Below are 21,914 nucleotides of genomic sequence, written 5' to 3'. Positions count from 1 at the left end.
CAGGACGTAAGTGAGACGATGGTTAAGCTGAAGGTAGACGGCAAGGAGATCGAAGTCCCGGATCATTTCACGCTGCTTCAGGCGTGCGAGGAAGCCGGTGCCGAGGTTCCGCGCTTTTGTTTTCACGAGCGTCTGTCGGTCGCGGGCAATTGCCGCATGTGCCTCATCGAGGTGAAGGGCGGACCGCCGAAGCCGGCGGCGTCCTGCGCCATGGGCGTGCGCGACGTTCGCGGCGGACCGAACGGCGAGCTGCCGGAAGTCTTCACCAATACGCCGATGGTCAAGAAGGCCCGCGAAGGCGTGATGGAATTCCTGCTCATCAATCATCCGCTGGATTGCCCGATCTGCGACCAGGGCGGTGAGTGCGACCTGCAGGACCAGGCCATGGCCTTCGGCATCGACAGTTCGCGCTATACGGAAAACAAGCGCGCCGTCGAGGACAAGTATATCGGCCCGCTCGTCAAGACGGTGATGAACCGCTGCATTCACTGCACGCGCTGCGTCCGCTTCACGACGGAAGTCGGCGGCATTTCCGAGCTCGGCCTCATCGGTCGTGGCGAGGATGCGGAAATCACCACCTATCTCGAACAGGCCATGACCTCCGAGCTGCAGGGCAATGTCGTCGATCTTTGCCCGGTCGGCGCGCTGACCTCGCGGCCGTTCGCCTTCACGGCCCGTCCCTGGGAGCTGAACAAGACCGAATCGATCGACGTGATGGATGCCGTCGGTTCGGCGATCCGTGTCGACACCCGCGGACGCGAAGTCATGCGCGTCATGCCGCGCGTCAACGAGGAGGTCAACGAGGAGTGGATTTCCGACAAGACCCGCTTCATCTGGGATGGATTGAAGACCCAGCGTCTCGACCGGCCCTATGTGCGCCGCGACGGACGCCTGCAGGCTGCGACCTGGGGTGAAGCCTTTGCGGCCATCAAGACCGCCATTTCGGCGACTTCCGGCGAGAGGATCGGTGCGATCGCCGGCGATCTCGCTTCCGTCGAGGAAATGTACGCGCTCAAGGAACTGATCCGCTCGCTCGGATCGGAAAATCTCGACTGTCGCCAGGACGGGACGGCGCTCAATCCGTCGCTCGGCCGTTCAAGCTACATCTTCAACCCGACCATCCAGGGCATTGAAAATGCTGGCGCTCTGCTGATCGTCGGCGCCAATCCGCGCCTTGAGGCCGCGGTCCTCAACGCCCGCATCCGCAAGCGCTGGCGCCGAGGCAATTTCCCGATCGGCGTCATCGGCGAAGTCAGCGAGCTGCGTTACGTCTACGACTATCTCGGCGCCGGCCCGGAGACGCTTGCCGATCTCGCATCCGGCAAGCACAGCTTCGTCGATACGCTGCGCAACGCCAAGAACCCGATGATCATCGTGGGGCAGGGGGCTCTTGCCCGCCAGGATGGCGCAGCCATCCTGGCGGCCGCCGCCCAGCTCGCCGGCTCTGTGGGCGCGCTCACCGACGAGTGGAACGGCTTTGCCGTGCTTCACACCGCGGCCTCCCGCGTCGGTGGCCTCGATCTCGGCTTCGTGCCGGGTCCGAAGGGAGCCAATGCGGCGACCATGCTGCGCTCGATGGACGTACTCTTCCTGCTCGGTGCGGACGAAATGGAGTTCTCGACCAAGCACGCCAAGTTTACCGTCTATATCGGCAGCCACGGCGATGCGGGCGCTCATAACGCCGATGTCATCTTGCCCGGCGCAGCCTATACGGAGAAGTCCGGCACCTGGGTCAACACCGAAGGCCGCCCGCAGATGGGCAACCGCGCCGGTTTCGCACCGGGCGAGGCTCGAGAGGACTGGGCGATCCTGCGCGCACTTTCCGACGTGCTCGGCAAGAAACTGCCGTTCGATTCGCTCTCCGCGCTGCGGGCGAAGCTCTATGAAGCCTATCCGCATTTCGCCGCGCTTGATGAGATCGCGGCCGGTGACGTGAACGAAATCGCCGCACTCGGGCAAAAAGCCGGTGAGATGACGAAGTCTGCGTTTGCGTCTCCGATCAAAGACTTCTATTTGACGAACCCAATCGCCCGCGCCTCCGCGGTCATGGCCGAATGCTCGGCTCTGGCCCGTAACAACTTCAAGGCAGCGGCGGAGTAACAGGACCATGGATTCATTCTTCTCGACCTATGCTTGGCCGGCGATCGTCATGATCGGACAGTCCCTGCTGCTCCTCGTCTGCCTCTTGGTCTTCATTGCTTACATCCTGCTGGCCGACCGCAAGATCTGGGCTGCCGTGCAGCTTCGCCGCGGCCCGAACGTCGTCGGTCCCTTCGGCCTGTTCCAGTCCTTCGCCGACCTTTTGAAGTTCGTCTTCAAGGAGCCGATCATTCCGTCGGGCGCTAACAAGGGCGTCTTCCTGATCGCTCCGCTGGTCTCGGTGACGCTTGCGCTAGCCGCCTGGGCGGTCATTCCGCTGAACGACAACTGGGTGATCGCCAATATCAATGTCGGCATCCTCTATGTCTTCGCGATCTCCTCGCTCGAAGTCTACGGCGTCATCATGTCGGGCTGGGCGTCGAACTCGAAATATCCGTTCCTCGGCGCGCTGCGCTCCGCCGCGCAGATGGTGTCCTACGAAGTCTCGATCGGCTTCGTCATCGTCACCGTCCTGCTTTGCGTCGGCTCGCTGAACCTCACCGATATCGTCTATGCCCAGCGCGATGGTCTCGGCACCATGGTCGGCCTGCCGAACTCCTTCCTGGACTGGCACTGGCTGTCGCTCTTCCCGATGTTCGTGATCTTCTTCATCTCGGGACTGGCCGAAACCAACCGTCCGCCCTTCGATCTTCCGGAAGCGGAATCGGAGCTCGTCGCCGGCTACATGGTGGAATATTCCTCCGCGCCGTACATGATGCTGATGCTCGGCGAATATGCCGCGATCCTGCTGATCTGCTCGCTGACGACGATCCTCTTCCTCGGCGGATGGCTGCCGCCGGTCGACGTCTGGTTCCTGAACTGGGTTCCCGGCATCATCTGGTTCGTCCTGAAGGCGTCCATGGTTTTCTTCATGTTCGCCATGGTGAAGGCCTTCGTACCGCGCTACCGCTATGACCAGCTCATGCGTCTCGGCTGGAAGGTCTTCCTTCCGATCTCGCTCGCCATGGTCATCATCACCGCATTCGTGCTGAAACTGATGGGATGGGCATAACCATGACCGGTCCCGGTTTCGGCATCATTGGAGAATAAGGATGGCAAGTCTTTCGCAAGCCGTCAGTTCGCTGTTTCTGAAAGAGTTCGTCGGCGCTTTCTTCCTGTCGATGCGCTACTTCTTCAAGCAGAAGGCCACGATCAACTATCCCTTCGAAAAGGGCCCGGTCTCTCCGCGCTTCCGCGGCGAGCATGCGCTTCGCCGTTATCCTAACGGTGAGGAGCGCTGCATCGCCTGCAAGCTCTGCGAAGCGATCTGTCCTGCCCAGGCGATCACCATCGAAGCCGGACCGCGCCGCAATGACGGCACCCGCCGCACGGTGCGCTACGACATCGACATGGTGAAGTGCATCTATTGCGGCTTCTGCCAGGAGGCATGTCCGGTCGACGCGATCGTCGAAGGCCCGAACTTCGAGTTTTCGACCGAAACCCGCGAAGAGCTCTATTTCGACAAGGCGAGACTTCTCGAAAACGGAGACCGCTGGGAGCGCGAGATCGCCCGCAATATCGCAATGGATGCGCCCTACCGCTGAGGGCGGGCCATCGGACCGGCGCCGCCGGCGCCACAAGCAAACAATGAATGCGGAGGTCAAAGGACCTCCGGATTTCTGACGGGAAGAAGGAATCCTTTCGGAACTTCCCGGTGAGGACGAAAAGGCACCACGATGGGTCTGCAGGCTGTTTTCTTCTATCTTTTCGCGTTCGTCGCGGTGGCGTCGGCGTTCATGGTCATTTCGGCCAGGAACCCGGTACATTCGGTACTGTTCCTGATCCTGGTGTTCTTCAATTCGGCCGGGCTCTTCCTGCTGACGGGCGCCGAGTTCCTCGCCATGATCCTGCTCGTCGTCTATATCGGCGCCGTGGCGGTCCTCTTCCTCTTCGTCGTCATGATGCTCGACATCGACTTTGCCGAGCTGCGCTCCGGCATGCTGCAATATGCGCCGGTCGGCATCATGGTCGGTCTGATCGTCGCGGCCGAACTGATCATCGTGATCGGCGGCAGCGTGCTGACGCCGCAGGCCGCGCGGGCGATCACCATGCCGATCCCGAACCCGGCCGAACGGACCAATACGGCCGCGCTCGGCGACGTGCTCTATACGAATTATGTCTACTTCTTCCAGATCGCCGGCCTGGTGCTTCTGGTGGCGATGATCGGCGCAATCGTGCTGACGCTGCGTCACCGCACCAACATCAAGCGGCAGGACATACCGACCCAGGTGGCCCGTACGCCGGAGACCGCCGTCGAGGTGGTCAAGGTCAAGCCGGGCCAGGGCGTCTGAGTGAGCGGGAAAAAGGAACGAAAAATATGGAAATAGGTCTTTCCCACTACCTGACGGTCAGCGCCATCCTCTTTACGCTCGGCGTGTTCGGCATCTTCCTGAACCGCAAGAACGTCATCATCATTCTGATGTCGATCGAGCTCATCCTGCTCTCGGTCAACCTCAACATGGTGGCCTTCTCCTCCTTCCTGAACGACATCGTCGGCCAGGTCTTCGCGCTGTTCATTCTCACCGTCGCGGCCGCCGAGGCTGCTATCGGTCTTGCAATTCTCGTCGTCTTCTACCGCAACCGCGGCTCGATCGCGGTCGAAGACGTCAACATGATGAAGGGCTGATCGGGTCATGATCTACAAGGCTATCGTCTTCCTTCCCCTGATCGGCTTCCTGATCGCCGGCCTGTTCGGCCGGTCGATCGGCGCCAAGGCATCGGAATATGTCACCAGCGGCCTGATGGTCATCGCCGCCGTTCTCTCCTGGATCGTCTTCTTCAATGTCGCGCTTCACCATGGCGAAGCAGGCGAGGTCATCAAGGTCGATGTGCTGCGCTGGATACAGTCCGGCGGCATCGATATCGAATGGGCCTTCCGCATCGATACGCTGACGGCGGTCATGTTCGTGGTCGTCAACACCGTGTCGTCGCTGGTGCACATCTATTCGATCGGCTACATGCACCACGATCCGCATCGGCCGCGCTTCTTCGCCTATCTGTCGCTCTTCACCTTCGCCATGCTGATGCTGGTGACCGCCGACAACCTGGCGCAGATGTTCTTCGGCTGGGAAGGCGTGGGCCTGGCGTCCTATCTGCTCATCGGCTTCTGGTACAAGAAGCCTTCGGCATCGGCCGCCGCCATGAAGGCTTTCATCGTCAACCGCGTCGGCGACTTCGGTTTCGTGCTGGGCATCGCCGGCGTCTTCGTGCTGTTCGGTTCGATCAACTTCGAGACGATCTTTGCGGCTGCGGGAAGCTATCTGCCGGCGGAAGGTGCAGCGGAAGCCGCCGAACCCTTTATCAACATCTTCGGCATGGAGCTTTCCAAGGCCGGTGCGCTGACCGTCGTCTGCCTGCTGCTCTTCATGGGCGCGATGGGCAAGTCGGCGCAGTTCCTGCTTCACACCTGGCTGCCGGACGCCATGGAAGGCCCGACCCCGGTCTCGGCCCTCATCCATGCCGCGACCATGGTGACCGCCGGCGTCTTCCTCGTCGCCCGCATGTCGCCGCTCTTCGAGCTTTCGCACGATGCCCTGCTCGTTGTGACGATCATCGGTGCGATCACCGCCTTCTTCGCGGCGACCGTTGGCCTCGTGCAGAACGACATCAAGCGCGTCATCGCCTATTCCACCTGCTCGCAGCTCGGTTACATGTTCGTGGCACTCGGGGTAGGGGCCTATGGCGCGGCGATCTTCCACCTGTTTACACACGCCTTCTTCAAGGCTCTGCTCTTCCTTGGCGCGGGTTCGGTGATCCATGCCGTCGATGGCGAGCAGGACATGCGTTACATGGGCGGTCTCCGGAAGCATATTCCGTGGACCTTCTGGATGATGACGATCGGCACGCTGGCGCTGACCGGCGTCGGCATTCCCGGCACCATGCTCGGCTTCGCCGGCTTCTTCTCCAAGGACGTGATCATCGAGAGCGCTTTCGCCTCACATTCGGCAGCGGCGGGCTTCGCCTTCACGCTCCTGGTGGTGGCGGCGCTCTTCACGAGCTTCTATTCCTGGCGTCTGGCCTTCATGACCTTCTTCGGCAAGCCGCGCGCCTCCGCCGACGTCATGCACCATGTGCATGAATCGCCGATGGTCATGCTGGCGCCGCTCTTCCTTCTCGCCATCGGCGCGGTTCTCGCTGGCGTTGTGTTCGAAGGCCACTTCTTCGGCCATGAATATGCCGAGTTCTGGAAGGGCGCGCTGTTCACGCTTCCGGAAAACGAGATTCTGGAAGAGTTCCACCACGTGCCGCTCTGGGTGAAGTGGAGCCCCTTCGCCGCCATGGCTCTCGGCTTCGTCACGGCCTGGTACATGTATATCAAGTCGCCCTCGACGCCGCGTCGTCTCGCCGAGTCCCAGAAGGTCCTCTACGAGTTCCTGCTGAACAAGTGGTACTTCGACGAGATCTACGATTTCCTCTTCGTCCGTTCCGCCAAGGCGCTCGGTCGCTTCCTCTGGAAGAAGGGTGACATCGGCGTCATCGACACCTACGGTCCGAACGGCGTTGCCGCGCGTGTCGTGGACGTCACCAGCCGCGTCGTGCGCCTGCAGTCCGGCTATCTCTATCACTATGCGTTTGCGATGCTGATCGGCATCGCCGCCCTCGTCACCTGGATGATGCTCGGGAGCACTCTGTAATGACCGACTGGCCCATTCTCTCGACGGTCACCTTCCTGCCGCTGGTCGGCGTCCTTCTGCTGCTTCTGACGCGGGAGGACGGCCCCTATGGCCGCCGCAACATCCTGAACGTCTCCCTGTTCACGACGGTGTTCACCTTCATCGTTTCGCTGTTCATCTGGATCGGCTTCGACAATTCGAACCCGGGCTTTCAGATGGTGGAGAAACATGCCTGGCTCGGAACGGGCATCGCCTATCACCTCGGCGTCGACGGCATTTCCATGCTGTTCGTCATCCTGACGACCTTCCTGATGCCGTTCTGCGTGCTGGCGAGCTGGGAATCGGTCGAGAAGCGCCTCAAGGAATACATGATCGCCTTCCTGCTTCTGGAAGTGGTCATGGTCGGCGTCTTCGTCTCGCTGGATATCGTCCTCTTCTACGTCTTCTTCGAAGCGACGCTCATCCCGATGTTCGTCATCATCGGCGTATGGGGCGGCAAGGATCGCATCTACGCGAGCTACAAGTTCTTCCTCTACACGCTGACGGGCTCGGTGCTGCTGATGCTCGCCATCATGGCGATCTACTGGCAGGCCGGCACGACCGACATGACAGAGCTGGTGAAATACGGCTTCCCGGCCGGCATGCAGACCTGGCTATGGCTCGCCTGCTTCGCGGCCTTCTCGGTGAAGATGCCGATGTGGCCGGTCCACACCTGGCTTCCGGACGCGCACGTCCAGGCGCCGACCGCGGGCTCCGTCATCCTGGCAGGTGTCCTGCTGAAGCTCGGCGGCTATGGTTTCATCCGCTTCTCGCTGCAGATGTTCCCGCTGGCGTCCGACTATTTCGCGCCGTTCATCTTCACGCTGTCGGTTCTGGCGATCATCTACACCTCGCTGGTGGCGATGATGCAGGACGACATCAAGAAGCTGATCGCCTATTCCTCCGTCGCCCACATGGGTTACGTGACCATGGGTATCTTCGCTGCCAACGTGCAGGGCGTGCAGGGTGCGATCTTCCAGATGCTGTCGCACGGCATCGTCTCGGGCGCGCTCTTCCTTTGCGTCGGCGTCATCTACGACCGGCTGCATACCCGCGAGATCACGGCCTATGGCGGCCTCGTCAACAACATGCCGAAATATGCCGTCGCCTTCATGGTCTTCACCATGGCGAACGTAGGCCTGCCGGGCACGTCCGGCTTCGTCGGCGAATTCCTGACGATCATCGGCGTCTTCCGGGTCAACACCTGGGTCGCGCTCTTTGCGGCGACAGGCATCATCCTTTCGGCATCCTACGCGCTTTGGCTCTATCGCCGGGTGATCTTCGGCGCGCTCGAGAAGGAGAGCCTCAAGGGTCTGCTCGATCTTTCGACCCGCGAGAAGGTGATCCTCTACCCGATGATCGCGCTCACCATCTTCTATGGCGTCTATCCGGCACCGATCTTCGATGCGACGGCAGCCTCGGTAGACCTCCTGGTAAATAACTACTCCGCAGCCCTGCGCGCGGCGCAAGACCTTGCACTGACCGTGCACTGAGACGGGACACGACTGGATATGACCGCTGAACTACTCTCTCTAAGCCTGCAGCTCGCAATGCCGGAAGTCATTCTGGCGGTGGGCGCGCTCGCTCTTCTGATGATCGGCGTCTTCTCCGGCGACAAGTCCGCGCCGACGGTGACCGGTCTTGCGGTGGCGCTGCTCGTCATCGCCGGGCTCTGGCTGATCTTCTCGCCCGGCGAGGGCGAGGCCTTCGGAGGCGCCTTCCTTCTGGACCCCTTCGCGCGCTTCATGAAGGTGCTCGCGCTGATCGGCTCGATCACGGCGATGATCATGGCCGTCGGCCATGCCCGTTCCGAGCAGCTCGACCGTTTCGAGTTCCCGGTTCTCCTGGTTCTCGCAACCCTCGGCATGATGGTGCTGATTTCGGCCAACGATCTCATCGCCCTCTATCTTGGCCTGGAGCTGATGTCGCTGTCGCTCTATGTCGTCGCGGCCATCAACCGCGACAGCCTGCGTTCCACCGAAGCGGGCCTGAAGTATTTCGTGCTCGGCGCGCTCTCCTCGGGCATGATGCTTTACGGCATGTCGCTGATCTACGGCTTCACCGGCAATACGGGCTTTGACGAGATCGCCGGAGTGCTCTCCTCCGAACCGCGCAATCTCGGCCTCATCTTCGGCATGGTCTTCGTGATGGCCGGCGCCTGCTTCAAGATCTCGGCCGTGCCGTTCCATATGTGGACGCCGGACGTCTATGAAGGCGCGCCGACGCCGGTCACCGCCTTCTTCGCGGCCGGACCGAAGGTTGCCGCCATGGCGATCCTGGTTCGCCTCGTCTCCGAAGCTTTCATGCCGATCCTAGCCGACTGGCGCCAGATCATCGTCTTCGTGGCTATCGCCTCGATGCTGCTCGGCTCGTTCGCGGCGATCGGCCAGCGCAACATCAAGCGGCTGATGGCCTATTCCTCGATCGGCCATATGGGCTTCGCGCTTGTCGGCGTTGCCGCCGGCACCGAGACGGGCATCTCCGGCGTCGTTCTCTACATGACCATCTACATGGTCATGACGCTCGGCGTCTTCGCCTGCATCATGGCGATGCGCCGCAAGGAGGGCGAGAATGTCGAGAATGTCGACGATCTCGCCGGGCTTTCCTCCACCAAGCCCTTCATGGCTGTGGTGCTGACCGCGCTGATGTTCTCCATGGCGGGCATTCCGCCGCTCGCGGGCTTCTTCGCCAAGTATTTCGTCTTCGTGGCGGCGATCGAAGCCAAGCTCTATGCGCTGGCGATCATCGGCGTTCTGTCCTCGGTCGTCGGCGCCTATTATTACCTGCGCATCGTCAAGCTGATGTGGTTCGATGAAGCCAAGGGCGAATTCGCACGCATTTCCGGAGAACTGCGGCTGGTCTTCGGCCTCTCCGGTCTCTTCGTCACGGCTTATGTGCTGTTCGGTGGACCGGTTGGCTCGGCTGCGAATGCAGCGGCCAAGTCGTTCTTCTGAGACCGGCGTAGATGGCAGCCCCGGGGAGCCGTTTTTCACTCGATGACTTTCGTCACGAAGCGCTGAGTGAAATCGGCTCCACCAACAGCGAATGCCTCGCCCGTGCGCGGGCGGGCGATCCCGGAAAGCTCTGGATCACCGCCGCGCGCCAGACTTCCGGCAGAGGCCGGCGGGGTCGCGCCTGGACTTCCGAGCCGGGCAATCTTTACGCATCCCTCCTATTGATCGATCCGGCCGAGCCGCAGTTGATGGGGTCGCTTCCCCTGGCGATTGCCGTCGCGGTTCATTCGGCCATCCGCGCCGTCCTGCCGACCGGTGGCGAGCCGCTGGAGGTGAAATGGCCGAACGACATCCTGATCGGGCGCAAGAAAACCTGCGGCATCCTTCTTGAGGGCGAGGGGCTTGCCGACGGCCGCCGGGCGCTGGTGATCGGCATCGGCATCAATATCCGCCATAAACCCGACAGCGCGCCTTACGGCGTGACGCGCCTTGCCGACCATGGCGCGAACGTCTCTCCCGAGGAGCTTTTCGCCCATCTTTTCAGAACGATGGCGGAGGTTCTGGAATCATGGGACGAAGGGCGCGGCATTGCGGAGATCAGCCGGCGCTGGCGCGAGGTCGCCTGCGGCATCGGTGAAAAAATCACGGTAAATCTTCCGGACCGCTCGCTTGAGGGAACTTTCGCGGGTATCGATGAAGGAGGTCTGCTGCTGCTCGATACCGGATTTGGCAGGATTATGCCGATAGCTGCCGGTGATGTATTTTTTGCGAGAATGGACTAAGAGAAATAATGGCAAAACAGGACGAACTGGTATTTCTGCCGCTTGGCGGCGTGGGCGAGATCGGGATGAACCTCGCTCTCTACGGCTTTGGTACGCCGGGAAAACGCCAGTGGATCATGGTGGATTGCGGCGTCACCTTTCCGGGGCCGGAGCTGCCGGGCGTCGATCTCGTCCTGCCGGATATCCGCTATCTCGCCGCTGAACGCCAAAATCTCAAGGGCATCATCATCACCCATGCGCATGAGGATCACTACGGCGCGCTGAATGAGCTCTGGCCGGGCCTCAACGTACCCGTCTATGCCTCGCCGTTCACCGCCGGAATGCTGGAGGCCAAGCGCGACTACGAAGGGTCGCGCGCCGACATCCCGGTGACGATCTTCAAGGCCGGCGACCGGATCAATGTCGGCCCCTTCGAGATCGAGGCCGTCGGCGTCAACCACTCCATTCCCGAGCCGATGTCGCTGGTCATCCGCACGCCGCTCGGCAACGTCATCCATACCGGTGACTGGAAGATCGATCACGCGCCGTCGCTTGGGCCTCTGACGGACGAAGCACGTTTCCGCGCGCTCGGCGACGAGGGCGTTCTGGCTGTCATGTGCGACAGCACCAATGCCATGCGCGATGGCGTTTCGCCTTCCGAGGAAGAAGTCTCGGAAGGCCTGCGCAAGATCATCGAGGCGGCCGAGGGCAGGGTGGCCATCACCACCTTCTCCTCCAATGTCGGCCGCATCCGCTCGATCGCCCAGGCCGCGGAGGCCGCGGGTCGCGAAGTGCTGCTGCTCGGCAGTTCGTTGAAGCGCGTGGTCGATGTCGCGCGCGACATCGGGATCATGGAAGGGTTGAAGCCTTTCATCGCCGAGGACGAATACGGCTACATTCCCCGCGACAAGGTCGTGGTCATCCTGACCGGCAGCCAGGGCGAACCGCGCGCAGCACTTGCCAAGATCTCACGCGACGAGATGCGCAATGTGGCGCTTTCGGCCGGAGATACGGTCGTCTTTTCCTCCCGCACGATTCCCGGCAACGAGAAGGCGATCCTTGAGATCAAGAACGGCCTGATAGAGCAGGGCATCAAGATCGTCACCGACAGTGACGCGCTCGTCCACGTTTCCGGCCACCCGCGCCGCAGCGAACTGGTGCAGATGTATGAGTGGACCCGCCCGCAGATCCTCGTGCCCGTCCACGGCGAAGCCGCGCACCTGACGGCCCAGGCCGAGCTCGGCGCATCCGCCGGCATCAAGAGCATTCCGCGCGTCCGCAACGGGGATGTCCTCCGTCTCGCGCCGGGCCCCGCCGAAGTCATCGACGAAGCGCCGCACGGCCGCATCTTCAAGGACGGCAAGCTGATCGGCGATTTCGACGAGATGGGCATCGGCGAACGGCGCAAGCTCGCCTATGTCGGCCATGTCTCGGTCAATGTGCTGCTGGACAACCGGTACGATTTCGTGACCGATCCGGACGTCGTTTCCTTCGGCCTGCCGCAGTTCGACGACGAGGGCGAGGATATGGAGGATTCGCTCTATGATGCCGTGCTCGGCGCGATCGAAAGCATTCCGCGCGCGCGCCGCAAGGACCTCGACATGCTGCGTGAGGCGGTGCGCCGCGCAGTGCGGGCCGCGGCGAACGAGGCATGGGGCAAGAAGCCGATCGTAACGGTGTTCGTGACCAGGCTCTAAACGCATTCGGAACTGCCCCTCATCCGCCCTACCGGGCACCTTCTCCCCGTTCTGACGGGGAGAAGGACGCATGCCGCGAACTCCCAGTTCCCTCTCCCCGCGTGCGGGGAGAGGGTTAGGGTGAGGGGCAAATCCACATGCGATTCCCCGCGAAAGAGGATATGGGAGGTCAAACATGCTCGGACGGGTAAACCACATAGCGATCGCCGTGCCGGACCTTGCTGCTGCCACCGCGATCTATCGTGACACGCTAGGCGCCAGAGTTTCACAGGCGCAGGCTTTGCCAGAGCATGGCGTCACCGTGGTTTTCGTGGAGCTTCCCAACACCAAGGTCGAACTGCTGGAGCCGCTTGGCGAAAACTCGCCGATAGCCGCCTTCCTTGCAAAGAGTCCCTTGGGCGGCATGCACCATATCTGCTACGAGGTGGACGATATCATCGCGGCGCGGGACAGGCTGAAAGCCGGCGGCGCGCGGGTGCTGGGAGACGGCGAGCCGCGTATCGGGGCCCATGGGAAGCCGGTGCTTTTCCTGCATCCCAAGGATTTCAACGGCACGCTGGTCGAACTCGAGCAGGTGTGACCGGCGTAGCGGCTGTGGGGAAGGAATTCAAAAACAGGGGCTTGCCGGCGTCAGCTTAAATCTTCCTGAGAAGGTGTGACACTCCGCCCCCGCCTTTTGTTTGAACCGCTGCAGCTTTCGAACTATAAGCCATTCGATCTGAAGCGGGTTGCAACCATGCAGTTTCTTTCGGCCTTCGCCGTTTACTTCGTCATCTGGTGGATCGTGCTCTTCACGGTCCTGCCTCTCGGCATGCGGTCACAGCATGAAGAGGGGGAGGTGACGCTCGGCACGGTGGAGAGCGCGCCGGCCCGTTTTCGCGGCGGTCGAGTGGTGCTGCTGACCACGCTGATCTCGGCGATCGTCTATGGAGCCTGGTATGTCGCTTCGACTTATTTCGGCTTCAGCATGGCGACCTTGCCACGCATCGTGCCGAGCTTCGACTGAGGACAAATGCACCGTCATCCCCTTGTCATATTTTTGGGGCATAGAAAGTAAGGCGCAAGAAAGCAAAAAAAAACAAGGCAGTTAAGCCTTGTTTTTTAGTTTCGCGTGATCCTTAACCGTTGCCGGGGCAGCGAACAAGCGCGCCTAAGATCTGATCCTCCCAAGACTTGACCGCGAAATGGCAAGAATTTGAACTCCTTGCCTCTTTTATGAGCTGACCCTAGCTCAAAGGATGAGCTTTGTCATCTCAAATTTTTGCATTTTTGTTACAGTGAGCCAATTTTTTTCTGTTGACAAAAATGTCGCACCCGGCCTGCAAAATCCTGCCTTTTTCCTGATATGTTCCTGCTGGCCACGGGGATGTTTCCCGTTTTGCCGCCGCTCCCGAAACGGGTTTCCTTCATGCGGCAGAAGGGCTATGAACGCTCGCAATCGTCATCTTGAAACGGCCGATTCCCATAGTCTGGGACGGGCCGGCAGAACCCTCGGAAACCTCAATGCGCCTGTCCCGCTATTTCATGCCGATCCTGAAGGAAAATCCCAAGGAAGCGGAGATCGTCTCGCACCGGCTGATGCTGCGTGCGGGCATGATCCGCCAGCAGAGCCAGGGGATCTATTCCTGGCTGCCACTCGGCAAGCGGATTCTCGACAAGGTCAACGCCATTATCCGCGAGGAGCAGAACCGCTCTGGCGCCATCGAACTTCTCATGCCGACGCTGCAGTCCGCCGAGCTATGGCAGGAGAGCGGCCGCTACGATGCCTATGGCAAGGAGATGCTGCGCATCAAGGATCGGCAGGATCGGCCGATGCTCTACGGCCCCACCAATGAGGAAATGGTCACGGATATCTTCCGGGGCTATGTCAGGTCCTACAAGAGCCTGCCGCTCAATCTCTATCACATCCAGCTCAAGTTCCGTGACGAGATCCGTCCGCGTTTCGGCACCATGCGCTCGCGCGAATTCCTGATGAAGGATGCCTATTCCTTCGACCTGACCAAGGAAGACGCCGAGCATTCCTACCGGAAGATGTTCGCTGCCTATCTCAGAACCTTCTCGCGGCTGGGGCTGCGGGCCATTCCGATGCGCGCCGATACGGGCCCGATCGGCGGCAATCTCTCCCACGAATTCATCATCCTGGCGGATACCGGGGAATCCGAAGTCTTTTCTCACAAGGATTTCGTGAATTTCGAAATTCCGGCTGAAGATACCGATTTCGACGACGTGGCGGGTCTCAAGGCCATTTTCGACAAATGGACCTCCGTCTATGCCGCGACCTCGGAAATGCACGACGAAGCGGCCTTCGATGCGATCCCGGAAGCCGACCGCCTGTCTGCGCGCGGCATCGAGGTAGGCCATATCTTCTATTTCGGCACGAAATATTCCGAGCCGATGGGAGCCAAGGTTCAGGGGCCGGATGGCAAGGAACACCTTGTCCACATGGGTTCTTATGGTATCGGCCCGACCCGCCTTGTTCCCGCCATCATCGAAGCATCGCATGACGAGAACGGAATCATCTGGCCGGCTTCGGTCGCTCCCTTCGACGTGGTGCTCATCAACATGAAGCCGGGCGACGAGGCCTGTGATCGCATCTGCGACAATCTCTATGCCGGTCTCGGAAAGGCGGGCAGGGACGTGCTCTACGACGACACGGACGAGCGCGCCGGCACCAAGTTCGCCACCGCCGATCTGATCGGCGTGCCGGTTCAGGTGATCGTCGGGCCCCGCTCCGCCGCAAGCGGCGAAGTTGAGGTCAAGGACCGCAAGACCGGTGCGCGTGAAGTGCTGACGGTCGAGGCGGTCATGAACAGGTTTGCCGGCTGAGCCACAGCGCATCCGGCAAGATAGGCGCGCAAGCGGGATTGGCCGCGAAGCGGCAGGTGAAGGGAAGGGAATGGCAAGCGTTGCGGCAGATCGTGAAGCGGAAAAGACGGCCAAGGCTCCGGCAGCCGGCCCGTTCTCGGCTTTCGAGCGTATGGTGGCCTGGCGCTATCTGCGCTCGCGCCGCAGGGAAGCCTTCATTTCCGTCATCGCCGGGTTTTCTTTCATCGGCATCATGCTGGGGGTTGCGACCCTCATCATCGTCATGGCGGTGATGAACGGCTTCCGCACCGAGCTGATTTCCCGCATTCTCGGCATTAACGGCCATATGATCGTTCAGCCGATCGATGGTCCTTTCACGGATTACGCGGACCTCACGCAGAAGTTTGCTGCGGTGCCGGGCGTGCGCATGGCCCTGCCGCTCGTCGAGGGGCAGACGCTCGCATCCGGCCGCGCCGGCGCGGGCTCGGGCGCGCTGGTGCGCGGCATTCGTCCGGAAGATCTCGAGAAGCTGACGGAGGTCTCCTCCAACGTCAAGTTCGGCGACATGGTCGGCTTCGCCTCGGGCGAGGGCGTGCTTGTCGGTTCGCGGCTGGCCTCCACGCTCGGTATCACCGCCGGAGACGACATAACGCTGGTTTCCCCGGAAGGCGACGTGACGCCGATGGGCGTCAATCCTCGCGTCAAATCCTATCCGGTCTCCGGTGTCTTCGAGATCGGCATGTCGGAATATGATGCGACGATCATCTATATGCCGCTGGAGGAGGCCCAGCTCTACTTCAATGCCGACGGCCTTGTTCAATCGATCGAACTCTTCGTCGACAATCCGGACGCCGTCGACGGCATACGGCCCCTGGTGGAAGCCGCGGCCGGCCGGCAGGTTCACATCACCGACTGGCGTCAACGCAACCAGACCTTCTTCTCGGCTCTCCAGGTGGAGCGCAACGTGATGTTCATGATCCTGACGCTGATCGTGCTCGTGGCGGCGCTCAACATCATTTCCGGCCTCATCATGCTGGTGAAGGACAAGGGCAGCGATATCGCGATCCTGCGCACCATGGGCGCGAGCGCCGGCTCGATCATGCGCATCTTCTTCATGACCGGAGCGGCGATCGGCATCGTCGGCACTCTCGCGGGCGTTGTCCTCGGGGTCATCGTCTGCCTCAATATCGAGTCGATCCGGCAGTTCTTCTCCTGGCTTTCAGGCACGGTGCTTTTCGATCCGGAGCTTTACTTCCTCAGCCAATTGCCCGCTGAAATGAGCTTCAGCGAGACCCTTTCCGTGGTCATCATGGCGCTGGCGCTCTCCTTCCTGGCGACGATCTTCCCGGCCTGGCGGGCCTCGAAGCTCGATCCGGTCCAGGCCCTCCGATACGAATAGGCCTCCTTCATGGTACGCAAAACCGTTTTGCAGCTCTCGGGCGTCGAACGCCATTACGGTCAGGGCGAAACCGTTCTCTCGATCCTGAAAGGTGCCGATTTCGATCTGAAGAGCGGCGAGATCGTCGCTCTGGTGGCGCCTTCCGGCACCGGCAAGTCGACCCTGCTTCATCTTGCCGGCCTGCTCGAACATCCCGATGCAGGCGAGGTCTTCATCGGCGGGGAAGCCTGCAACGGTCTCTCGGATGAGCGCCGCACGTCGATCCGTCGCAGCGATATCGGCTTCGTCTACCAGTTCCACCATCTCCTGCCGGAATTCTCCGCGCTCGAAAACATCATGATGCCGCAGCTCATCGCCGGGCTGCCACATGCCGAGGCGCGGGAGCGGGCAGCCCAGCTTTTGGATTACATGCGCATTGGCCACCGGGCCGATCACCGGCCGGCGGAGCTTTCCGGCGGGGAGCAGCAGCGTGTCGCGATCGCCCGCGCGGTCGCCAACGCTCCGCGGGTTTTGCTGGCGGACGAGCCGACCGGAAATCTCGATCCGAAGACGGCATCCTACGTGTTCGATGCGCTCGAGGCGCTGGTGCGGCAATCGGGTCTCGCGGCGCTGATCGCGACCCATAATCACGAGCTTGCCGGGCGCATGGATCGCCGCGTGACGATCGAGGGCGGCAAGATCGTGGCGATGTGAGCGCGGCTTTCGGTCGCGTTACATAGGCTCCGGCGGCTCGCTGCCAGCATTGATTGCCGGGCCGGCCTCTCCCATCTAGTGGGCGGGCGTGTGCTGGAACAAAAAACGGCAGGCGCCGTTTCATCGAGCCTGCGGCCAGGCTCGACGTGTTCCACAATTGCAAGCGCGAGAAGGGAAGTATGGTCTTTCACCACCGGATGAGACAGATGGTCGTCGAGAAATTCATGACCTTCGAGCCGATCGGCCTGATGATGTTCGCCTCTCTGGCCGGCGGCCTGTTTCTCTTCCTGAGCCTCACGGGTGGGGTGATCGACGGCGATACGCACGCCTTTGACGAGCGGATACTGCTCAGCCTGCGCGAGCCGGGCGACCTTTCCCTGCCCATCGGCCCGTATTGGTTGACCCATGCCGTGGATGACATCACCGCGCTTGGAGGAACCACCGTGCTGTCGCTGATGACGGTGCTCGCAACGATCTATCTCCTCTTGGCGCGGCAGAGGGCGATTGCGCTGTTCATGTTCCTGTGCATCGCCGGCGGCTGGATCATCAGCGCCGCGCTGAAACTCGGCGTGGCGCGCCCGCGGCCGGATATCGTGCCGCATCTCGTCCAAGTAAGCGATCTCAGTTTCCCGAGCGGGCACGCCATGCTCTCGGCGGTGACCTATCTGACGCTCGGCGCGCTCCTCTCCCGTGCGCAGCAATATCGCTCGACGCGGATATTCCTCATCGCGGCGGCGATCTTCCTCACCTTCATCGTGGGGCTGAGCCGTATCTATCTCGGTGTGCATTTCCCGACCGATGTTCTCGGGGGCTGGTGCGCAGGCGCCACCTGGGCTCTCGGCTGCTGGATGATCGCGCGACGTTTCCTCTCCCCCGCAGCGGGCTGAAGGGCGCGGAATTCAAGCGCTTGGTGCGCGGGCCCGGAGGCGCCGCGGTGATCTCGGCGTGGCTACGGCCAGTTTATCTTAACCATAATCTCCTCTATCTGTTTCTTGTTTTGTTCTCTTGTTGACTCGTGAACAAAATTGGAACAAAATAAAAACATAACAGGACAGGAGATGACAATGACTGACATGCTTCGCGACGTTGCAGCATTCGCTTCCATCGCCACCTTCGTGGCAAGCCTCTCGATGTTCATGATGGCTATGTGATTTCCGCTCCCGGCATCCGGAATTCCGTTGAGGAAGAGACTCTCGGCTGGACTCTCGTCGCGCCGCGCCGGAAAATCACCTGATTCATTTGGTGGATAGCGCGGAAGATGGCTGATCAGACGGAAACCAGGACGGGAGCGGACATGCCGGGGGCATCACCCCAATTCGTGCATTTGCGCGTCCATTCCGCCTATTCGCTTCTTGAGGGCGCCCTGCCGCTCAAGAAGATCCTGTCGAAGGCTGGGGCCGACAACCAGCCGGCGATCGCCATCACCGATACGAACAACCTTTTCGTGGCGCTGGAGTTTGCTCAGAAGGCGATCGGCGAGGGGATACAGCCGATCATCGGCTGCCAGCTTTCGATCGATATGGAAGATCAGACGGAAGAGCGGCGCGGCAATCACCACCAGCTTGCCAAGCTGCCTGCCATCGTCGTTCTCGCAGCCAATGCCGTCGGCTATGAGCGGCTCGTCGATCTTATCAGCCGGGCCTATCTCGGCGGTGAGGGACACCAGGCGGTGCATGTCCGCCGCTCCTGGCTGGAGGAGGGCGGTACAGAAGGATTGCTCGCGCTGACGGGGGCCGGCGGCGGCCCGGTCGACATCGCTCTGAAAGAGGGCAATGCGGCGCAAGCCGAGTCGCGCCTCCTGAAGCTCAGGCAAGTTTTTGGCGACAGGCTCTATGTGGAACTGCAGCGTCACGGCTCCTACGACCGTCGCCATGAGCAGAAGGTGATCGCGCTTGCCTATGATCACGACCTGCCGCTGGTGGCCACCAACGAAGCCTTTTTCCCTTCCAAGAGCGATTACGATGCCCACGACGCGCTGATGGCCGTCGCTCATAACGCCATCGTCTCGGACGACAACCGGTTCCGACTGACCCCCGATCATTACCTGAAAAGCCGGGCGGAGATGGCGGAGCTTTTCGCCGATCTGCCGGAGGCGCTGGAAAACACGGTCGAGATCGCGCGGCGCTGTTCCTTCATCCTCAAGACGCGCAATCCGATCCTGCCGCGCTTCACCGGCGCGACCGACGATGCGGAAGAAGCCGAGCGGGCGGAAGCGGCGGAGCTTCGCCGCCAGTCGATCGAGGGGTTGGAGCACCGCATCGCCACGCTCGGCTTGACGCGGGGCTATACCGAACAGGATTACCGTGAGCGGCTGGACTTCGAGCTCAGCGTTATCGAGAAGATGAAGTTCCCGGGATACTTCCTGATCGTTGCGGACTTCATCAAATGGGCGAAGCAGCAGAATATCCCGGTTGGCCCCGGCCGCGGTTCCGGTGCGGGCTCGCTGGTTGCCTATGCGCTGACGATCACCGACGTCGATCCGCTGCGTTTTTCGCTGCTCTTCGAACGCTTCCTCAACCCGGATCGCGTCTCGATGCCCGACTTCGATATCGACTTCTGCCAGGATCGCCGCGAAGAGGTGATCCGCTACGTGCAGCAGAAATACGGCCGCGAACAGGTGGCGCAGATCATCACCTTCGGTTCGCTGCAGGCCCGCGCGGCGCTGCGCGACGTCGGTCGCGTGCTCGAAATGCCCTATGGCCAGGTGGACCGCATCTGCAAGCTCGTGCCGAACAACCCGGCCAATCCAACACCGCTTTCGAAGGCCATCGAGGAGGATCCGAAATTCCAGGAGGAGGCCGACAAGGAACCGGTCGTCGCCCGCCTTCTCGATATAGCCCAGAAGATCGAAGGCCTCTACCGCCACGCCTCGACCCACGCCGCCGGCATCGTCATCGGCGACCGTCCGCTGTCGAAGCTCGTGCCGATGTATCGCGACCCGCGCTCGGACATGCCGGTCACCCAGTTCAACATGAAATGGGTGGAGCAGGCGGGCCTGGTGAAGTTCGACTTCCTCGGCCTGAAGACGCTGACGGTGCTGAAGACCGCCGTCGATTTCTGCCGAAAGCGCGGCATCGAGATCGATCTCTCCAAGATCCCGCTGGACGACACCAAGACCTACGAGATGCTCTCGCGCGGCGAGACGGTCGGCGTGTTCCAGGTGGAAAGTGCCGGCATGCGCAAGGCGCTGATCGGCATGCGGCCGGACTGTATCGAGGACATTATCGCGCTCGTGGCGCTCTATCGTCCCGGACCGATGGAGAACATTCCGACCTACAACGCCCGCAAGCACGGCGAGGAGGAGATCGAGTCGGTTCATCCGTCCATCGATTACCTATTGAAGGAAACGCAGGGCGTCATCGTCTACCAGGAGCAGGTGATGCAGATCGCCCAGGTCCTGTCCGGTTACTCCCTTGGTGAAGCCGATCTTTTGCGCCGCGCCATGGGCAAGAAGATCAAGGAGGAGATGGACAAGCAGAGCGAGCGCTTCGTCGACGGCGCCGTCAAGAACGGCGTCTCCAAGCCGCAGGCGAAAAACATTTTCGAACTGCTCGCCAAGTTCGCGAACTACGGCTTCAACAAGTCCCACGCAGCGGCTTACGCGATCGTCTCCTACCAGACCGCCTATATGAAGGCGCACTATCCGGTCGAATTCCTCGCCGCCTCGATGACTTACGATATGGCGAACAGCGAAAAGCTGAACGACTTCCGGCAGGATGCCGGCCGGCTCGGCATTTCGGTGATCCCGCCTTCGGTGCAGACCTCGTTCCGACGTTTCGAGACGGGCGAGAACCGGATCTATTACGCATTGGCCGCGATCAAGGGCGTCGGCGAATCGGCTGCCGATCACATCGTCGAGGTGAGGGGGGATCGCCCGTTCGCGAGCCTTGAGGATTTCTGCCTGCGGATCGATCCGAAGCAGGTCAACCGGCGGGTTCTGGAAAGCCTCATTTCCGCCGGGGCCTTCGATTGTTTCGGTAAGGACAGGGCGGAGCTGATCGGCGGTCTCGACCGCGTCATCGGTTATGCCCAGCGCGCCCAGGAGGAGAAGGTCAGCGGCCAGTCGGATTTCTTCGGCTCGTCGGCTGCCACCGGTCCTGAAAAGCTGATCCTGCCCCCGTTCATGCCGTGGATGCCATCCGAAATGCTGATGCGCGAGTATCAGGTCCTCGGCTTCTACCTTTCAGCCCATCCGCTGGATTCCTATGCGGAAGTGCTTGCCAAGATGCGGGTTCAGAATTTTGCGGATTTCTCGGCGGCGGTAAAGCAGGGCGCGACCGTGGGCCGCCTCGCGGGGACCGTTACCGGGCGCCAGGAGCGCAAGACGCGCACCGGCAACAAGATGGGCATCGTGACGTTTTCCGACGCGTCGGGCCAGTTCGAGGCGGTGCTGTTTTCCGAGGCGCTCGCGCAGTATCGCGATCTCCTGGAGCCGGGCAAGTCGCTGGTCATCACCGTGCAGGCGGATGAACGCCCGGAGGGCATCGGGCTTCGGATTCAAACGGCGCAATCGCTGGAAGAGCAATCGGTCCGCATGCAGAAGGCGCTGCGCGTCTATGTCCGGGATTCAGGCCCTCTCAAGACGGTTGCGCGGCATCTGAATGCGAAGGGGGATGGGCTCGTCTCTTTCGTGGTCATCAAGGATGACGGGCGGCGCGAGATCGAGGTTGAACTGACCGAGAAGTATCGCATCTCGCCGGAGATCGCCGCCGCTCTGCGAGCAGCGCCCGGCGTTTTGGACGTAGAGCTGGTTTAGGAAAACACCAGGTGCAACAAGCGCTTGGCCGCGTTCGGTGAATCTTTTTGAGAGCGGT

Annotated in this window: 17 protein-coding genes; all 17 read left to right on the top strand. The window is 61.4% G+C overall.

Annotated features, from left to right (window positions below; genetic code table 11):
* Positions 1–18: 18 nt before the first annotated feature.
* Entirely contained in the window at positions 19–2,100 is a 2,082-nt protein-coding gene (gene nuoG / locus YH62_RS03745; RefSeq protein ID WP_046792771.1) for an NADH-quinone oxidoreductase subunit NuoG, read from the top strand.
* A gap of 7 nt (positions 2,101–2,107) precedes the next feature.
* Positions 2,108–3,151, top strand: coding sequence for an NADH-quinone oxidoreductase subunit NuoH (gene nuoH, locus YH62_RS03740; RefSeq protein ID WP_046792770.1), 1,044 nt, complete (start codon positions 2,108–2,110; stop codon positions 3,149–3,151).
* 40 nt (positions 3,152–3,191) lie between these two features.
* Positions 3,192–3,683, top strand: coding sequence for an NADH-quinone oxidoreductase subunit NuoI (gene nuoI / locus YH62_RS03735; protein ID WP_046792769.1), 492 nt, complete (start codon positions 3,192–3,194; stop codon positions 3,681–3,683).
* 132 nt (positions 3,684–3,815) lie between these two features.
* The gene (locus tag YH62_RS03730) at positions 3,816–4,430 is read left to right on the top strand and encodes an NADH-quinone oxidoreductase subunit J (protein ID WP_046792768.1); all 615 of its coding nucleotides are present in this window, start codon (positions 3,816–3,818) and stop codon (positions 4,428–4,430) included.
* 26 nt (positions 4,431–4,456) lie between these two features.
* Positions 4,457–4,765 (top strand): NADH-quinone oxidoreductase subunit NuoK, encoded by a 309-nt coding sequence (gene nuoK / locus YH62_RS03725; RefSeq protein ID WP_046792767.1) that lies wholly within the window; start codon positions 4,457–4,459, stop codon positions 4,763–4,765.
* A gap of 7 nt (positions 4,766–4,772) precedes the next feature.
* Positions 4,773–6,773: an NADH-quinone oxidoreductase subunit L gene (gene nuoL, locus YH62_RS03720; RefSeq protein ID WP_046792766.1), complete on the top strand. Its 2,001-nt coding sequence runs from the start codon at positions 4,773–4,775 to the stop codon at positions 6,771–6,773.
* Positions 6,773–8,284 carry an NADH-quinone oxidoreductase subunit M gene (locus YH62_RS03715; RefSeq protein WP_046792765.1) on the top strand — a complete coding sequence of 504 codons (1,512 nt, stop codon included), beginning with the start codon at positions 6,773–6,775 and terminating at the stop codon, positions 8,282–8,284. Before nuoL ends, YH62_RS03715 begins: the two co-directional genes overlap by 1 nt.
* A gap of 18 nt (positions 8,285–8,302) precedes the next feature.
* Positions 8,303–9,745 (top strand): NADH-quinone oxidoreductase subunit NuoN, encoded by a 1,443-nt coding sequence (gene nuoN / locus YH62_RS03710; protein WP_046792764.1) that lies wholly within the window; start codon positions 8,303–8,305, stop codon positions 9,743–9,745.
* Positions 9,746–9,756: 11 nt separating this feature from the next.
* Positions 9,757–10,527: a biotin--[acetyl-CoA-carboxylase] ligase gene (locus YH62_RS03705; RefSeq protein ID WP_046792763.1), complete on the top strand. Its 771-nt coding sequence runs from the start codon at positions 9,757–9,759 to the stop codon at positions 10,525–10,527.
* Positions 10,528–10,535: 8 nt separating this feature from the next.
* On the top strand, positions 10,536–12,203 hold the full coding sequence (locus YH62_RS03700; protein ID WP_046792762.1) for a ribonuclease J: 1,668 nt from the start codon (positions 10,536–10,538) through the stop codon (positions 12,201–12,203).
* Between the two features lie 175 nt (positions 12,204–12,378).
* The gene (gene mce / locus YH62_RS03695) at positions 12,379–12,783 is read left to right on the top strand and encodes a methylmalonyl-CoA epimerase (protein ID WP_046792761.1); all 405 of its coding nucleotides are present in this window, start codon (positions 12,379–12,381) and stop codon (positions 12,781–12,783) included.
* A gap of 156 nt (positions 12,784–12,939) precedes the next feature.
* Positions 12,940–13,209 (top strand): DUF1467 family protein, encoded by a 270-nt coding sequence (locus tag YH62_RS03690; RefSeq protein ID WP_046793028.1) that lies wholly within the window; start codon positions 12,940–12,942, stop codon positions 13,207–13,209.
* Between the two features lie 497 nt (positions 13,210–13,706).
* Positions 13,707–15,029, top strand: coding sequence for a proline--tRNA ligase (gene proS, locus YH62_RS03685; protein WP_046792760.1), 1,323 nt, complete (start codon positions 13,707–13,709; stop codon positions 15,027–15,029).
* 70 nt (positions 15,030–15,099) lie between these two features.
* Positions 15,100–16,407, top strand: coding sequence for a lipoprotein-releasing ABC transporter permease subunit (locus YH62_RS03680; RefSeq protein ID WP_046792759.1), 1,308 nt, complete (start codon positions 15,100–15,102; stop codon positions 16,405–16,407).
* A gap of 9 nt (positions 16,408–16,416) precedes the next feature.
* Complete coding sequence (locus YH62_RS03675; RefSeq protein WP_046792758.1) at positions 16,417–17,100, top strand: ABC transporter ATP-binding protein; 684 nt, start codon at positions 16,417–16,419, stop codon at positions 17,098–17,100.
* 206 nt (positions 17,101–17,306) lie between these two features.
* A complete protein-coding gene (locus YH62_RS03670) occupies positions 17,307–17,987 on the top strand; it encodes a phosphatase PAP2 family protein (RefSeq protein WP_245282033.1) in 681 nt (226 codons plus the stop codon).
* Positions 17,988–18,358: 371 nt separating this feature from the next.
* Complete coding sequence (gene dnaE, locus YH62_RS03665; RefSeq protein WP_046792756.1) at positions 18,359–21,856, top strand: DNA polymerase III subunit alpha; 3,498 nt, start codon at positions 18,359–18,361, stop codon at positions 21,854–21,856.
* The last annotated feature ends 58 nt before the right edge of the window (positions 21,857–21,914 follow it).

It is taken from the genome of Rhizobium sp. LC145 (genome assembly GCF_001005825.1).
Classification (GTDB): domain Bacteria; phylum Pseudomonadota; class Alphaproteobacteria; order Rhizobiales; family Rhizobiaceae; genus Neorhizobium.
The sequence above is the reverse complement of the archived record's forward strand: the minus strand, read 5'-3'. Positions and strand labels throughout refer to the sequence as shown.

Coding starts and splice junctions, on each gene's coding strand:
- nuoI (WP_046792769.1), top strand. CDS start 3,192: ATGGCAAGTCTTTCGCAAGCCGTCAGTTCGCTGTTTCTGAAAGAGTTC.
- YH62_RS03670 (WP_245282033.1), top strand. CDS start 17,307: ATGGTCGTCGAGAAATTCATGACCTTCGAGCCGATCGGCCTGATGATG.
- YH62_RS03690 (WP_046793028.1), top strand. CDS start 12,940: ATGCAGTTTCTTTCGGCCTTCGCCGTTTACTTCGTCATCTGGTGGATC.
- proS (WP_046792760.1), top strand. CDS start 13,707: ATGCGCCTGTCCCGCTATTTCATGCCGATCCTGAAGGAAAATCCCAAG.
- YH62_RS03715 (WP_046792765.1), top strand. CDS start 6,773: ATGACCGACTGGCCCATTCTCTCGACGGTCACCTTCCTGCCGCTGGTC.
- YH62_RS03705 (WP_046792763.1), top strand. CDS start 9,757: ATGGCAGCCCCGGGGAGCCGTTTTTCACTCGATGACTTTCGTCACGAA.
- nuoK (WP_046792767.1), top strand. CDS start 4,457: ATGGAAATAGGTCTTTCCCACTACCTGACGGTCAGCGCCATCCTCTTT.
- nuoN (WP_046792764.1), top strand. CDS start 8,303: ATGACCGCTGAACTACTCTCTCTAAGCCTGCAGCTCGCAATGCCGGAA.
- YH62_RS03700 (WP_046792762.1), top strand. CDS start 10,536: ATGGCAAAACAGGACGAACTGGTATTTCTGCCGCTTGGCGGCGTGGGC.
- YH62_RS03680 (WP_046792759.1), top strand. CDS start 15,100: ATGGCAAGCGTTGCGGCAGATCGTGAAGCGGAAAAGACGGCCAAGGCT.
- nuoH (WP_046792770.1), top strand. CDS start 2,108: ATGGATTCATTCTTCTCGACCTATGCTTGGCCGGCGATCGTCATGATC.
- mce (WP_046792761.1), top strand. CDS start 12,379: ATGCTCGGACGGGTAAACCACATAGCGATCGCCGTGCCGGACCTTGCT.
- dnaE (WP_046792756.1), top strand. CDS start 18,359: ATGGCTGATCAGACGGAAACCAGGACGGGAGCGGACATGCCGGGGGCA.
- nuoL (WP_046792766.1), top strand. CDS start 4,773: ATGATCTACAAGGCTATCGTCTTCCTTCCCCTGATCGGCTTCCTGATC.
- YH62_RS03675 (WP_046792758.1), top strand. CDS start 16,417: ATGGTACGCAAAACCGTTTTGCAGCTCTCGGGCGTCGAACGCCATTAC.
- YH62_RS03730 (WP_046792768.1), top strand. CDS start 3,816: ATGGGTCTGCAGGCTGTTTTCTTCTATCTTTTCGCGTTCGTCGCGGTG.
- nuoG (WP_046792771.1), top strand. CDS start 19: ATGGTTAAGCTGAAGGTAGACGGCAAGGAGATCGAAGTCCCGGATCAT.